The organism is Streptomyces sp. NRRL B-24085, from assembly GCF_001282115.1.
Classification (GTDB): domain Bacteria; phylum Actinomycetota; class Actinomycetes; order Streptomycetales; family Streptomycetaceae; genus Streptomyces.
In genome coordinates this window covers 1-13,823 of the sequence record NZ_LJBR01000378.1, presented here as the reverse complement: position 1 = coordinate 13,823, position 13,823 = coordinate 1, and the positions used below count along the sequence as shown (strand labels likewise).

At 69.9% G+C, this 13,823-nt stretch carries 10 protein-coding genes and 1 riboswitch; of the genes, 5 read left to right on the top strand and 5 right to left on the bottom strand.

Annotated features, from left to right (window positions below; genetic code table 11):
• Positions 1–79: 79 nt before the first annotated feature.
• From AOJ26_RS33575 to AOJ26_RS33565, 3 genes are all read left to right on the top strand, one after another.
• On the top strand, positions 80–646 hold the full coding sequence (locus AOJ26_RS33575) for a hypothetical protein (protein ID WP_053852147.1): 567 nt from the start codon (positions 80–82) through the stop codon (positions 644–646).
• 276 nt (positions 647–922) lie between these two features.
• Positions 923–1,120: a DUF5999 family protein gene (locus AOJ26_RS33570; protein WP_037711724.1), complete on the top strand. Its 198-nt coding sequence runs from the start codon at positions 923–925 to the stop codon at positions 1,118–1,120.
• Positions 1,121–1,313: 193 nt separating this feature from the next.
• Positions 1,314–2,384 carry a LacI family DNA-binding transcriptional regulator gene (locus tag AOJ26_RS33565; protein ID WP_053852146.1) on the top strand — a complete coding sequence of 357 codons (1,071 nt, stop codon included), beginning with the start codon at positions 1,314–1,316 and terminating at the stop codon, positions 2,382–2,384.
• 359 nt (positions 2,385–2,743) lie between these two features.
• On the opposite strand, the gene AOJ26_RS33560 is transcribed toward AOJ26_RS33565, so the two are convergent.
• The 4 genes from AOJ26_RS33560 to AOJ26_RS33545 form a co-directional block, all read right to left on the bottom strand.
• Positions 2,744–3,781: an endo-1,4-beta-xylanase gene (locus tag AOJ26_RS33560; protein ID WP_053852145.1), complete on the bottom strand. Its 1,038-nt coding sequence runs from the start codon at positions 3,779–3,781 to the stop codon at positions 2,744–2,746.
• Between the two features lie 58 nt (positions 3,782–3,839).
• Complete coding sequence (locus AOJ26_RS33555) at positions 3,840–4,604, bottom strand: carbohydrate ABC transporter permease (protein ID WP_373413212.1); 765 nt, start codon at positions 4,602–4,604, stop codon at positions 3,840–3,842.
• A 65-nt stretch (positions 4,605–4,669) separates the two neighbouring features.
• The gene (locus tag AOJ26_RS33550; protein WP_053852143.1) at positions 4,670–5,668 is read right to left on the bottom strand and encodes a carbohydrate ABC transporter permease; all 999 of its coding nucleotides are present in this window, start codon (positions 5,666–5,668) and stop codon (positions 4,670–4,672) included.
• A gap of 6 nt (positions 5,669–5,674) precedes the next feature.
• Complete coding sequence (locus AOJ26_RS33545; RefSeq protein ID WP_053852142.1) at positions 5,675–6,970, bottom strand: extracellular solute-binding protein; 1,296 nt, start codon at positions 6,968–6,970, stop codon at positions 5,675–5,677.
• A 712-nt stretch (positions 6,971–7,682) separates the two neighbouring features.
• Here AOJ26_RS33545 and AOJ26_RS33540 point away from each other — a divergent pair.
• The gene (locus AOJ26_RS33540; RefSeq protein ID WP_053852141.1) at positions 7,683–9,635 is read left to right on the top strand and encodes an APC family permease; all 1,953 of its coding nucleotides are present in this window, start codon (positions 7,683–7,685) and stop codon (positions 9,633–9,635) included.
• A 197-nt stretch (positions 9,636–9,832) separates the two neighbouring features.
• Here the strand turns inward: AOJ26_RS33540 and gcvP are convergent, their stop codons facing one another.
• The gene (gene gcvP / locus AOJ26_RS33535; protein WP_053852140.1) at positions 9,833–12,718 is read right to left on the bottom strand and encodes an aminomethyl-transferring glycine dehydrogenase; all 2,886 of its coding nucleotides are present in this window, start codon (positions 12,716–12,718) and stop codon (positions 9,833–9,835) included.
• A gap of 175 nt (positions 12,719–12,893) precedes the next feature.
• A riboswitch (glycine riboswitch) is annotated at positions 12,894–12,989 on the bottom strand.
• Positions 12,990–13,112: 123 nt separating this feature from the next.
• On the opposite strand from gcvP, the gene AOJ26_RS33530 reads away from it, so the two are divergent.
• On the top strand, positions 13,113–13,490 hold the full coding sequence (locus AOJ26_RS33530; protein ID WP_053852139.1) for a PRC-barrel domain-containing protein: 378 nt from the start codon (positions 13,113–13,115) through the stop codon (positions 13,488–13,490).
• The last annotated feature ends 333 nt before the right edge of the window (positions 13,491–13,823 follow it).

Genomic DNA, 13,823 nt, shown 5'->3' with positions numbered 1-13,823 from the left:
TCTCTGACCCCCTGAGCTGACAGCGTCGTCCGCCCCCGCCCTCGCGCCACCGTGCCTGTCGAATGAGAGGCGACCCACCATGCCGCTGCATGTACCCCCGGCTCCCGCACCCGCACTCCGTTCCGTCCTGACCGCACTCGCCTCACCCACCGCGGTCCGCGAGGCGCGGACCCCTTCCCTGCTGCGCGCCCAGGGACCTGTCGCCCCCGAGCTCCCGCTGCCCGTGCACGTCCTGGACGGCACCGCCACCAGGCTGGCCGGATGGCGTTTCCTGATCCGCTGCGGCGAACGCTCGGTAGCCGCGGCCGAGACCATGCTCACCCCGGACGGCTGGGCGTTCTCGCACTTCTTCGAGGGGCCCTACATCACGTCCACCGAGCGCGCGCTGCACCAGGCCGAGCTGATGCCCCAGCCCTACCAGCCGCGTCTGCTGTCGATCCCGGGCCTGTACATGCTCGCGCTGTGGCTGCACGGCGACTGCGCGGCGGACGCCGGCACGGGCCGTCTCGCCGCCACCGATCTGCTCGTCCCCCTGGCACCGGCCCCGCCCGGTATCGCAGCGCACCGCCCGCACCAGGCCGCCGAACTCCTCCCGGTCCTGACCCATCGGGTGACACCGGCCCCACTGCTCGGCTCACCCGCCTGAGACATCACGACCGGCCCTCGTACCCCGCGCCGCATTCCGGGCAGCGGGGTACGACTCCTTTTCTCCAGGTGGACTAGCCCTTTCCGGCCCCCTCGAACCACCCGAAGGGACAGTGCAGTTGGGATGAACCGTCCAGCCGGGTGACGCGTCTCCAACCTGTGAAGAAGTGGTGATGCGAAATCCCTGCGGATTGACGCCCGTAGGGCAACACTGGGTTCGGACCGAGTTATCGCAACGGGGGACGTCATGATCACAACACAGCGAAAGATCCCACCAATGTGCCAGCACCAGCCACCGTGTCCCACCGCCGACTCCGCCGACCGGGAATCCGCCCGCCTCGTGGCGCACCATCCGGAACAGGGCTGGAGCCTGCTGTGCAACGGCGTTCTGCTCTTCGAGGACACCGGTGAGCTCCTGCCCGACGGCCGGGTCATCGCCCCGCACCGCCCGCTCGCGGTGGCGACAGCCGCCTGAGCACGACCGGGCGGCCGTCGTACCGCCCGGGGACCTTGAGGGGCCGGCTCGCAGCGACGCCTGCGCACCGGCCCCGACGCATGTACACCGACGATCACTCCCCGTGACGCCTTGTGTATGGGCGCACCTTTCCGGAAGACTCCTGGAAGTTTCGAGCCCGACACGTCCGGGGCTCCGACGCGGAGGTGGACAAGTGACAGCAGGCGAGACCGACGCCGCGTCCCGGGGCAGAGTCACCATCACGGAGATCGCCCGGCAGGCCGGGGTCTCGGTGCCGACGGTGTCCCGGGTGGTCAACGGCCGGTCGGACGTGTCCCCGCACACCCGCGCCCGGGTCGAGGAACTGCTCCAGCGGTACGGCTACCGCAAGCGTCCCGCGGCCCCGGGCACCCGCGCGCCCCTGCTCGACCTGGTCTTCAACGACCTCGACAGCCCCTGGGCGGTGGAGATCATCCGGGGTGTGGAGGAGATCGCCCACGCGGAGGGCGTCGGCACCGTGGTCTCCGCGATCCACGGCCGCTCGGGCGACGCCCGCGAGTGGATGCGCAACCTGCGGGCCCGAGCCTCCGGCGGGGTCATCCTGGTCACCTCGGCGCTGGACATGGTCCTCCATGACGAACTGCGCGTGCTCGGCGTCCCGTTGGTCATCGTCGACCCGGCAGGCTCCCCCGCGCTGGACGCGCCCACCATCGGCGCCGCCAACTGGTCGGGCGGGCTGGCGGCCACCGAGCACCTGCTGTCCCTCGGCCACCGCAGGATCGGCCTGATCGCCGGGCCGCCCCGGCTGCTCTGCTCACGTGCCCGCCTCGACGGCTACCGCGCCGCCCTGGAAGGCGCCGGGCTCGCCCTCGACGAGGCACTCGTCGTGCCGGGCGACTTCCACGCGGAGTCCGGCTTCGCGGGCTGCGAGAAGCTCCTCGGCCTGCCCGAGCCGCCGACCGCGGTGTTCGCGGCCAGCGACCAGATGGCCCTCGGCGCGATCGAGGCGCTGCGGAGGCGTGGACTGCGGGTGCCGGAGGACATGAGCGTGGTGGGCTTCGACGACCTCCCGGAGGTCCGCTGGTCGGCACCCCCGCTCACGACCGTCCGCCAGCCCCTCGCCGAGATGGGCAAGCTGGCCGCCCGCACCGCCCTGGAACTGGCCCGCGACGAACGCCCGGCCTCCCCCCGAGTGGAACTGGGCACCGAACTGGTGATCCGCTCCAGCACGGCTCCGCCGACGACCGGGGCAGGGGGTGACGCGGGGAGGGGTGGCCGCACATGACGTCGGATCACTTCGCAGGGTCACGGCGGTGTCTGCCCCCAGGCCGACGACGCCATCCGCGGCGAAGCCGCCTGTCGCCGGCAGCGTCTCTCACCGCCGGGGTGATGACCGGCGGACGGCTCTCGCGCCCATGACCGAGCCGAAACCGCGATCGGCTTCGATGAGCCGCTCCACCGTCATCATGTGAGCCTGGCCCAACGCCCCGTCGAAGCCGGCCCGGCGCCCGTCCTGACGGACCCTGCCCGGGGGCGCACGGCGATCAGCCGACGGACACCTCCGACGCACGCGGGCCCGGCCGGGGCCCAGTGCCGGGCGGCAACGCCACCCGGTACCGGCCCGCGACCGGGCCGCCGCCTACTTCACTTCAGCGCCCCCCGAATCGCGAAGTACGCCGGCTTCGGCTGGAGTTGCTCGTCCCAGGGCAGCGCGGCGCCCTCGCCCTCGAAGAACGCCGGGATCCAGGAGTACTTGTCGGTGTAGTCCCAGACGGTGATGCCCACGCACCGGCGCACCGCGAGGCAGGCGTCGGTCAAGTCGGCGTACCAGTCGGCCTGTTGGGCCAGCTTCTCCTCCGTCGCCGGCAGGATCATCCGGATGTCGACCTCGGTGAGCGCGGTGTCGAGGCCCAGCTTGGCGAAGCGGCGGAGGTTGTCCTCCAGGGTGGTGGGATAGCCGTACTGGAGCGCCAGATGGGCCTGGAGGCCGATGCCGTCGAGCGGGACGCCCTTCGCCTTCAGCTCCTTGGCCAGCTTGTAGTAGGCGTCGCTCTTCGGCCCGACGGCCTCGATGTTGTAGTCGTTGAGATAGAGCTTGACCTTGGGGTCGGCCTGCCGGGCCCAGCGCAGGGCGTCGGCGATGTAACCGGGGCCGAGGGTGTTGTAGAAAACGGTCTCGCGGTACGTGCCGTCCTCGTTGAAGGCCTCGTTGACGACGTCCCAGGCGAACACCTTGCCCCGGTAGTGCCGAACCTCGGTCTGGATGTGCCTCTTCAGTACCGGCCTCAGCTCCTCCGGCGTCCACGCGCGGGAAGTGATCCAGTCGGGCAACTGGCTGTGCCAGACGAGGGTGTGGCCGCGGACCTTCTGGTGGTGCGCCCGGGCCAGCTTCACGATCTCGTCGCCCTGGGAGAAGTCGAAGACTCCCGGCTCCGGTTCGGTGGCGTACCACTTCATGCCGTTGCCCGGCGTGATCTGGTCGAACTCGCTGCCGAGAATCTTCTTGTACGGCTCGTCGACGAGCTCGGGATTGTCGGTCGCGCTGCCGAAGTACCGGCCGTGCCGCTGGGCGAGGTCGGCGAGGGTGGCCTGCTTGCCGTGGGCCTGGGCGGGTGCGCCGAGCCCGGTGACGACCAGGGCCGCGGCGAGCACTCCGACGAGTCTGAGACGGTTCTTGCGCATGGTGCGACTCCTCACGTGCGGGGTGGGGTGAGCCGTTCTGGACAGGGAAGCGCCGTCGTCAGCCCTTCGTGGCACCGGCCGTGAGACCGCCGACGAGCTGGCGCTCGGCGACCGAGTAGAAGGCGAGGGCGGGCACCATCGCCAGGACGAGATAGGCGAAGACACGGGCGTACTCGGCGGAGTACTGGCCCTGGAACTGCTGCACGCCCACCGGGAGCGTCCACCACGTGTTGTCGGTGAACACCAGCAGCGGCAGCATGAAGTTGTTCCAGCTCGTGACGACGGCGAGCACCGAGACCGTGCCGAGCGCGGGCCGTGCCATGGGCAGCAGCACCCGCCAGAAGAAGCCGAAGGAGCTGCACCCGTCGAGGGTGGCCGCCTCCTCCAGCTCGCCGGGGATCTCCCGGAAGAAGGCCCGCAGGATGATGATCGTCATCGGCAGGCCGAAGGCGGCCTGCGGAAGGATCACGCCGAGCGGGTTGTCCAGCAGACCGAGCGAGCGCAGCAGCAGGAACAGCGGGAGCACCGCCACCGCGAAGGGGAACATCAGCCCCATCGTGAAGAGCGTGAACAGCGCCTCCCGGCCGCGGAAGGCGAAGCGTGCGAACGAGAACGCGGCCAGCGCGGAGAGGGCGACCACCAGCACGGTCGTGCCGACCGCGATCAGCGTGCTGCTGCCGAGCAGCCGCCAGAAGTCGCCGCCGCCGAGGATGTCGGTGTAGTTGCTGGTCAGCCACTTCTTGGGCAGTCCGAAGGGGTTGCTGGAGAGCTCGTCGGTGGACTTGAACCCGGAGAGGACGGCGTACACCAGGGGCACGATCATCACCGCGCCGACCACCACGAGGATCACGTGCAGCGGCAGCGTCCGTACTGCCCTTGTACGGCTGGTCACTTGCCGTTCCCCCTCATCGTCGTGGTGGCCCCTTCGAGGTCGCGGCGGAGCACGAACCGCTGGTAGGCGAGGGCGAAGACGAGGCAGATGCCGAACATGACCACGCTGATCGCGCTGGCGTAGCCGACCTGGTAACGCTTGAAGCCGTACTGGAACATGGTCACGGCCATCGTCTCGGAGTGGTGGTCGGGCCCGCCCTGGGTGATCACCCAGACCAGGTCGAAGAGCTGGATCGCCCCGATGACGGACAGGAAGACGCTGATCCTGAGGGTGGGCGCAAGCAGCGGCAGGGTGACGTTGCGGAACCGCTGCCAGGCACTGGCCCCGTCGATGAGCGCCGCCTCGGTCAACTCCCGCGGGATCGACTGGAGTCCGGCCAGGTAGAGCATCATGTGGAAGCCGAAGTACTTCCAGGTCATGACGAGGAAGAGCGTCGCCATCACGTACGAGGGATCGGCGAACCACAGCCCGCCCAGGCCGTCGAGGCCGACCGCGCCCAGGACGTGGTCGGCGAGTCCGTCGTCCGGGGCGAAGACCATGCTGAACAGCACGCCGGTGATCGCCTCGGACAGCACGTAGGGCGCGAAGAACAGCATCCGGTAGACGGCCCGGCCGCGCAGCCGCTGGTTGAGCAGGACGGCCATGGCGAGCGCGAAGGGCAGTTGGATGACGAGGGAGAGTCCGACCAGGACAAGGCAGCGCCACAGGTCGCCCAGGAAGACCGGGTTGTCGAACAGGTCGGTGAAGTTGTCCGTGCCGACGTAGTCGGAGGGCATGCCGAAGCCGCCCCAGCGGAAGAAGGCCGCGTACAGCGCGAACAGCATCGGCAGCAGGACCATGCCGACGAACAGCACCAGTGCGGGCAGCTGGAAGCCGACCGCGGTGAGCCAGTGCAGTGCGCGCCGGCGGCCCCGCCCCCGGGCCCTGACCGATTCCGGGGGCGGGAGTTCGGTGCCCGGACCGCTCCGCTTGTCTGCGAGGAACGTGGAGGTCATCGCGGGCTACTGCTCTTCCTTCGCCGTCTGCGTGATCGACTGGGCGACCTGTTCGGGGGACTTGGAGCCGGCGATCAGGGCGGCCACGCTGTCGTTGACCTCCTGGCCCACGGCGGGGGCGTACGCCTGGTCGAGGTAGAGCTGGAAGCCGGTGGCGGCCTTCAACTGCGCCTGGACGAGCTTGAGGTTGGGGTCGGTCATGGCCTTCTCCGCGTTCGGGAGCACGGGAAGGACGCTGGTCTTCTTGACCAGTTCCAGTTCGGTGGCCTCCGAGGCGAAGAACTTCAGGAAGTCGACGGCCGCCTGCGGGGCGCCCCGGCGCAGGGCGTGTCCGCCACCGCCGCCGAACACCTCGGTGATGGCGCCCTTGCCGCCCTCGACCGCGGGGAACGGGAAGAAGCCGAGGTCGTCGCCGAGGCCCTTGCCGGAGTCGGCCTGCACGGACGGCGCCCACTGGCCCATGAGCTCCATGGCCGCCTTGCCGTTGCCGACGGTGGCCGCCTGGCCGGTGGGGGTGGAGTAGGCCGCGTTGAGGAAGCCCTTCTGGAAGGGCTGGAGGTCGACGAGTTCCTTGAGGTGGCGGCCCGCGTCGACGAACCCGGCGCCGGTGAAGTCCTTGTCCTCACTGGCCTTCTGGAGGGCGTCGATGCCGGCGGTGCGCATCGCGAGGTAGGCCCAGTAGTACATGCCGGGCCACTTCTCCTTGCCGGCGAGGGCGATGGGCGTGATGTTCTTCGACTTCAGCTTGTTCACGGCCTCCAGGAAGCCGCCCCAGGTGGTGGGGGGCTCGCTGACACCGGCCTGTGCGAAAAGCGCCTTGTTGTACCAGAAGCCGATCATGCCCATGTCGAAGGGGACGCCGTAGAGCTTGTCGTCGATGATGTACGGCTCCTTGGTCACCTTCAGCAGACCGTCGGACCAGGGCTTGGTCCGCTCGGTCAGATCCTCGACGAGACCCGCGTCCACCTGCTGCTTGAGGACGCCGCCGCCCCAGGTGTGGAAGATGTCGGGGAGCTTCCCCGAGGCGGTCAGCGCCGTCATCTTCGACTTGTAGGCGTCGTTCTCCAGCTGGACGACCTTTATCTTGACCTTGGGGTTCGCGGCCTCGTACTTCTTGACGAGGCCCGCCCAGACACTCTTCGCCGGTTCGGTGGTGGTGATGTTCCACCACTCCACCGTGGTCGTCCCGTCGGACGATCCTCCGTCCGAGTCGCCGCCACATCCTGTCAGTGCCGTCATGCCCAGACCGGCCGCGGCGGACGCCGCCAGAAAATTACGGCGGGACAGTGCCGGGTCGCCCATGATGCGCTCCTTGGGTACGGGACGGAGCCGTCCTTGTCCGTCCTGCGGTCCGAAAGTTTCGGAGTTGATCCAGAAAGCTTCGCTGCTGCCGCACCCTAGAGACAGCTACTAAACGGTGGCAACCCCCTGTGCACGGGGAATGTTCACGGATTGGTCCGCCGACTCCCCCGGCAGGGCTCAGCGTCCCACCGGACACACCCCGGCGACAGGGGATCGGGGCACGGAGGGACGCATGCCGGTCAGGCTCGGGGCAGTTGATCCGCAGCGGAGCGGCCCCGAGCACGGAAGTCCGGAGGTAACCTCGGACGGCCGGGTCACGACAACGCTGTCCGCCGCCAGACGCGCTTGCGGTCGCGAAACATTCGGCAACAACGGCGAACATTACGAAGAGGGACACCGTCCCCGTTCACCACGTCCCGCGAAGCGGCTCGCAGTAGGCCGCCGTCCAGGGCGCACCACTTCCACCCGAGCCCCGACATGACGCTGCGTGTCCACCCACGCCGACCCGCGCATGAGCAGCGCCGACGAGGCCGTGCGACCCTGCGACCTGGCCCGTCTCCCGCCGCTGACGTCCACGGACCGAGTCTTAACGGAAGTTTGACGCCTCCGAGCCCTTCATTCACAGGCCCGAGCGTCACTCTCCGCTTACGCTGGTCGCGCCGTCGCACAGGCGGCCCGATCCGAACCGCGCCGCGCCGAGGAGCACCCCGAGATGGCCACCACCGAGCACCCTGCCCCGAGTCGTCTGCGCTCCTGGATGCTGGAGGGTCTGTCGGACATGGGCAAGGGCGGCGGCCCCGTGGGCCCGCACGCCGAACCGGAGCCCCCGCACCGGGGTCAGCCCTGGTACCGGGTGATGTGCCTGACCGGCGTCGACTACTTCTCCACCCTCGGCTACCAGCCGGGCATCGCCGCACTCGCGGCCGGCCTGCTCTCCCCCGTCGCGACCATCGTGCTCGTCCTGGTCACCCTGGTCGGCGCGCTGCCCGTCTACCGCCGCGTGGCCGAGGAGAGCCCCCACGGCGAGGGCTCCATCGCCATGCTGGAACGCCTTTTGTCCTTCTGGCAGGGCAAACTCTTCGTCCTGACCCTGCTCGGCTTCGCCGCCACCGACTTCCTGATCACCATCACCCTCTCCGCCGCCGACGCCTCCACCCACCTGGTCGAGAACCCCCACCTCACCGGCGTCCTGCACGGCCGGCAGATGCTGATCACCCTCGTCCTGGTCGCCCTGCTCGGCGCGGTCTTCCTCAAGGGCTTCCTGGAGGCCGTCGGCGTCGCGGTCGCCCTGGTCGGCGTCTACCTCACCCTCAACGTCGTCGTCGTGATCGTCGGTCTGTGGCACGTCGTCACCGCGGGCCACGTCGTCACCGACTGGTCCAGCGCCCTGACCGCCGAGCACGGCAACGTCCTCGCCATGGTCGGCGTGGCCCTGCTCGTCTTCCCCAAGCTCGCACTCGGCCTGTCCGGCTTCGAGACCGGCGTCGCCGTCATGCCGCACGTCAAGGGCGACCCGGGCGACACCGAGGAACACCCCGCCGGCCGCATCCGCGACACCAAGAAGCTCCTCACCGCGGCCGCCCTGATCATGAGCGTCTTCCTGATCGCCACCAGCTTCGTCACCACCCTCCTGATCCCGGAGAAGGACTTCGAGTCCGGCGGCCCGGCCAACGGCCGCGCCCTCGCGTACCTTGCCCACGACTACCTGGGCGGCGTCTTCGGCACGGTCTACGACGTCTCCACGATCGCCATCCTGTGGTTCGCGGGCGCCTCGGCCATGGCCGGCCTGCTCAACCTGATGCCCCGCTACCTGCCCCGCTACGGCATGGCCCCGCACTGGGCCCGCGCCGTACGCCCCATGGTCATCGTCTTCACCCTCATCGGCTTCCTGGTCACCTGGATCTTCGACGCCGACGTCGACGCGCAGGGCGGCGCCTACGCCACCGGCGTCCTGGTCCTCATCAGCTCGGCGGCGATCGCGGTGACCATCGCCGCCCGCAAGGCGGGCCAACGCGGCTGGACGATCGGCTTCGCGGTCATCTCGGCGGTGTTCCTCTACGTCACCGTCGCGAACGTCATCGAACGCCCCGACGGCGTCAAGATCGGCGCCTGCTTCATCGCCGGCATCATCCTCGTCTCCCTCCTCTCCCGGCTGGCCCGCGCCTTCGAGCTGCGCGTGACCAGCGTGCAGCTGGACGCGATGGCGGAACGTTTCATCAGGGACATCGCCAGCCGCAAGATCCGTTTCATCGCCAACGAACCCGACCAGCGTGACCAGGCCGAGTACCGCGACAAGATCGAGCAGATCTGCGCCGACAACGACATCCCCGGCGAGGACTTCGTCTTCGTCGAGGTCACCGTCCTCGACCCCTCCGAGTTCGAGGCGAGCCTGACCGTCCGCGGCGAGGTCCTCCACGGCCGCTACCGCGTCCTGACCCTGGAGTCCTCCTCCATCCCGAACGCCCTGGCCGCCCTCCTCCTGCACGTCCGTGACGTCACCGGCCGCACCCCCCACATCTACTTCGAGTGGACCGAGGGCAGCCCCTTCCACCACTTCCTGCGCTTCTTCCTCTTCGGCCAGGGCGAGGTCGCTCCCGTCACCCGGGAGGTCCTCCGCGAGGCGGAACCCGACCGCGCCCGCCGCCCCCGCGTCCACACCGGCTGAACCGCGCACGCCCGACACGGGCGGCACACGCTCCAGGTTGCTGCCCATGACCTTGAGCATCCGCCACCGACTCCCCGGTACCGTCACCGTCGTCACCCCCGGGCGAGGCCATGGCGACCGTCCGGATCCGCCTCGACGCCGTGGGCGACGACCACGGAAAAGGGCCCCGCCGAAGCGGGGCCCTTCCTCACGGCAGGTCAGTCCTCGTACGCGTCCAGCGGCGGGCAGGAGCACACCAGGTTGCGGTCACCGTACGCCTGGTCGATCCGCCGCACCGGCGGCCAGTACTTGTCCGCGACCGAGACACCGCCCGGGAAGACGGCCTCCTCGCGCGTGTACCCGTGCTCCCACTCCCCACCGAGCGCCCCGGCGGTGTGCGGGGCGTTCCGCAGCGGGTTGTCCTCCGCGTCCCACTCCCCGGCCCCGACCTTCTCGATCTCCGCGCGGATGGCGATCATCGCCTCGCAGAACCGGTCCAGCTCGCCCAGGTCCTCGGACTCCGTCGGCTCGATCATCAGCGTCCCGGCCACCGGGAACGACATGGTCGGCGCGTGGAAGCCGTAGTCGATGAGCCGCTTGGCCACGTCGTCGACGCTCACCCCGGTCGCCTTGGTCAGCGGCCGCAGGTCGATGATGCACTCGTGCGCGACCAGCCCGCCGGGGCCGGTGTAGAGCACCGGGTAGTGCGGCTCCAGCCGCTTGGCGATGTAGTTGGCGGAGAGCACGGCCACCTGCGTGGCCCGCTTGAGCCCCTCACCGCCCATGAGCCGGACGTACGCCCACGAGATGGGCAGGATCCCCGCGGACCCCCAGGGCGCCGCCGAGATGGGCCCGACGCCCGTCTCAGGACCGGCCTCGGGCTGCATCGGGTGGTTGGGCAGGTACGGCGCCAGGTGCGCCCGCACGCCCACCGGCCCCACGCCCGGACCGCCGCCGCCGTGCGGGATGCAGAAGGTCTTGTGCAGGTTCAGGTGCGAGACGTCACCGCCGAAGTGCCCCGGCTTGGCCAGGCCCACCAGCGCGTTGAGGTTGGCCCCGTCGACGTACACCTGACCGCCGGCCTCGTGCACCTGGGCGCAGATGTCGGCGACGTGCTCCTCGAACACCCCGTGCGTCGAGGGGTACGTGATCATCAGCACGGCCAGCTCGTCGCGGTGCTTCTCGATCTTGGCCCGCAGGTCCTCGACGTCGATCTCGCCGTCCTCGGCGGTCTTCACGACGACGACCTTCATGCCCGCCATCACGGCGCTCGCGGCGTTGGTCCCGTGCGCGGACGACGGGATCAGGCACACGGTCCGCTGCTCGTCACCGTTGGCCCGGTGGTACCCGCGTACGGCGAGCAGCCCGGCCAGCTCACCCTGCGAGCCCGCGTTGGGCTGCAGCGACACCTTGTCGTAGCCGGTGACCTCGGCGAGCCGGTCCTCCAGCTCCCGGATCAGCGTCAGATAGCCCTGCGCCTGCTCGGCGGGCGCGAAGGGGTGCAGCTGCCCGAACTCGGGCCAGGTGACCGGCTCCATCTCGGTGGTCGCGTTGAGCTTCATGGTGCAGGAGCCCAGCGGGATCATGCCGCGGTCGAGCGCGTAGTCGCGGTCGGCGAGCCGGCGCAGGTAGCGCAGCATCGCGGTCTCGGAGCGGTGCTGGTGGAAGACGGGGTGGGTGAGGAAGTCGTCGCCGCGCAGCAGCGCGTCGGGCAGCGCCTCCTCGGTGGCCGCGTCCAGCGCCTCGATGTCGCCCTCGACCCCGAAGGCACTCCACACGGCGGCCACCTGGGCCCGCGCGGTGGTCTCGTCGCACGCGAGGGACACGTGGTCGGCGTCGACGAGGTGCAGGTTGACGCCGTTCTCCCGCGCCGCGGCGACGATCTCGGCGGCCTTCCCGGGCACCCGCACGGTGAGCGTGTCGAAGTAGGAGCCGTGCACGACCTCGACCCCGCCGGCCGTGAGTCCCGCGGCGAGGATGTTCGCGTACCGGTGCGTCCGCCGCGCGATCGCCTTCAGCCCGTCGGGGCCGTGGTAGACGGCGTACATCCCGGCCATGACCGCGAGCAGCACCTGCGCGGTGCAGATGTTGCTGGTCGCCTTCTCCCGGCGGATGTGCTGCTCACGCGTCTGGAGCGCGAGCCGGTAGGCCTTGTTGCCGTCGGCGTCCACGGACACGCCCACGAGCCGCCCGGGCAGGCTCCTGGCGAACTTCTCCTGTACGGCCATGTAGCCGGCGTGCGGTCCGCCGAACCCCATCGGCACACCGAACCGCTGCGTGGTCCCGACCGCGATGTCCGCCCCGAGCTCGCCCGGCGACTTCAGCAGGGTCAGCGCGAGCAGGTCGGCGGCGACGGTCACGAGCGCGCCGAGCTCGTGGGCCTGGTCGATGAGTGGCTTGATGTCCCGTACGACACCGGAGGCGCCGGGGTACTGGACGAGCACGCCGTTGATCTCACGCCCGGCGACCTCGGCCGGGATCCCGTCGCTGAGGTCGGCGACCACGACCTCGAGGCCGGTCGGCTCGGCACGGGTCTGGATCACGGCGATGGTCTGCGGCAGCGCGTCCGCGTCGACGAGGAAGAGCCCCTTCTTGTTCTTCCCCATCCGCCGGGACAGTGCCATGGCCTCGGCCGCGGCGGTCCCCTCGTCGAGCAGCGAGGCACCGGAGGTCGGCAGCCCGGTGAGGTCGGCGACCACGGTCTGGAAGTTGAGGAGCGCCTCGAGCCGTCCCTGCGAGATCTCCGGCTGGTACGGCGTGTAGGCCGTGTACCAGGCCGGGTTCTCCATGACGTTGCGCAGGAGTACGGGCGGGGTGAAGGTGCCGTAGTACCCGAGCCCGATCATGGAGTCGAGGACCTGGTTCCGGTCGGCCAGCGACCGCAGCTCGGCCAGCACCTCGGCCTCGGTGCGCGCACCGGGCAGTTCCAGCGCATCAGCGTTCTTGATCACGTCGGGCACCGCTGCGGCGGTCAGCTCGTCGAGCGAGCCGTACCCGACCTGGGCGAGCATCTTGGCCCGGGCTTCATGATCCGGACCGATGTGACGCTGCTCGAACGTGATCCCCTGCTCAAGCTCTGCGAGCGGAATGCGGTGGGCGGTCATTGCGGAGGCCTCCTGGTCTGACGCGACCTTCGAGGGGTACCCCGGCGCGGGTACCCCGACGGCCTCCCCCTCTGTCATCTCAACCTGAGAGCTTCACCGGCCGCCCGAAGGCCGCCGGCTTTCACCGTCGGTGAGAGCGGAAGCCGTCGACACCCGCCCTGCTTTCCAGAGTGACCTCGTCCGTGCGGTACGTGAGCCTGAGAGATTCCGGGGAGGATTTGCTCCTTCGGCGCCTCCGGTGGTGTCTGGAGGACTCTCCCGCACGGGGTCAGCAGCCGTTCGCAAGCCTACCAGCGAGGTCGCCGCACGAGTCTTCGAGTGGCCGCGCACCCCGATGTGCTCTTTCGTAGTGCTTACGACCGCTTCGGATGAGTTGCGACCAAGTGGAGGGCACGTGCAGACCGACATCGATCCGCGCAACCTGATCGGCCGCAAGGCGTTCGACCGCAACGGCACCAAGATCGGCACCGTCGACGAGGTCTACCTCGACGACGCGACGGGCGTGCCGGAGTGGGCCGCCATACGCACCGGCCTCTTCTCCCGGGACGCCTTCGTCCCCCTGGAGCCCAGCGAACTGGTCGACGGCACCCTGCACGTCCCCTTCGACCGCACCCTCATCAAGGAGGCCCCCGACTTCGGCGTGGGCCGCCACCTCTCCCCCGACCAGGAACTCCAGCTCTACCACCACTACGGCCTCGACGTGGCGACACCTCCCGCCTTCCCGGACCACGACTTCGGCAAGCTGGCAGGCACGGAGGACGCGGGCACCTGACCGCCCCGACGACGGCCACCGGGCAGCGCCAAGAGGCTCCGCCTGAGCGGGCCACGCTCCGGCCCTCGCGACCGGGCGACCTGAACAGCGCCCAGACGGCGACGCACAGCCGGACGCCGGGCTCCTGCCCCGACGCTCACACGGTCCGTGGCTCCGGTTCCAGCCCCGGTCGATGTTCCCCACACTCCGCCGAAGCCAACCCCACCTCGCCCAGGCCCCGCGCCCCGGCCGCCTGAAACAGCCAAGCGCAGCCGATGCACAGTCGACACCGGGTTCCTCCCCCACCCCCAGCTCCCCCCTTCCAGACCCGTCCAGCGGATCTGCACACCGCGT

Excerpts from the sequence above, each read along its gene's own strand:
- gcvP (WP_053852140.1), bottom strand. The coding sequence starts at position 12,718 with ATGACCGCCCACCGCATTCCGCTCGCAGAGCTTGAGCAGGGGATCACG.
- AOJ26_RS33560 (WP_053852145.1), bottom strand. The coding sequence starts at position 3,781 with ATGCGCAAGAACCGTCTCAGACTCGTCGGAGTGCTCGCCGCGGCCCTG.
- AOJ26_RS33570 (WP_037711724.1), top strand. The coding sequence starts at position 923 with ATGTGCCAGCACCAGCCACCGTGTCCCACCGCCGACTCCGCCGACCGG.
- AOJ26_RS33540 (WP_053852141.1), top strand. The coding sequence starts at position 7,683 with ATGGCCACCACCGAGCACCCTGCCCCGAGTCGTCTGCGCTCCTGGATG.
- AOJ26_RS33555 (WP_373413212.1), bottom strand. The coding sequence starts at position 4,604 with ATGATCGTGCCCCTGGTGTACGCCGTCCTCTCCGGGTTCAAGTCCACC.
- AOJ26_RS33575 (WP_053852147.1), top strand. The coding sequence starts at position 80 with ATGCCGCTGCATGTACCCCCGGCTCCCGCACCCGCACTCCGTTCCGTC.
- AOJ26_RS33545 (WP_053852142.1), bottom strand. The coding sequence starts at position 6,970 with ATGGGCGACCCGGCACTGTCCCGCCGTAATTTTCTGGCGGCGTCCGCC.
- AOJ26_RS33550 (WP_053852143.1), bottom strand. The coding sequence starts at position 5,668 with ATGACCTCCACGTTCCTCGCAGACAAGCGGAGCGGTCCGGGCACCGAA.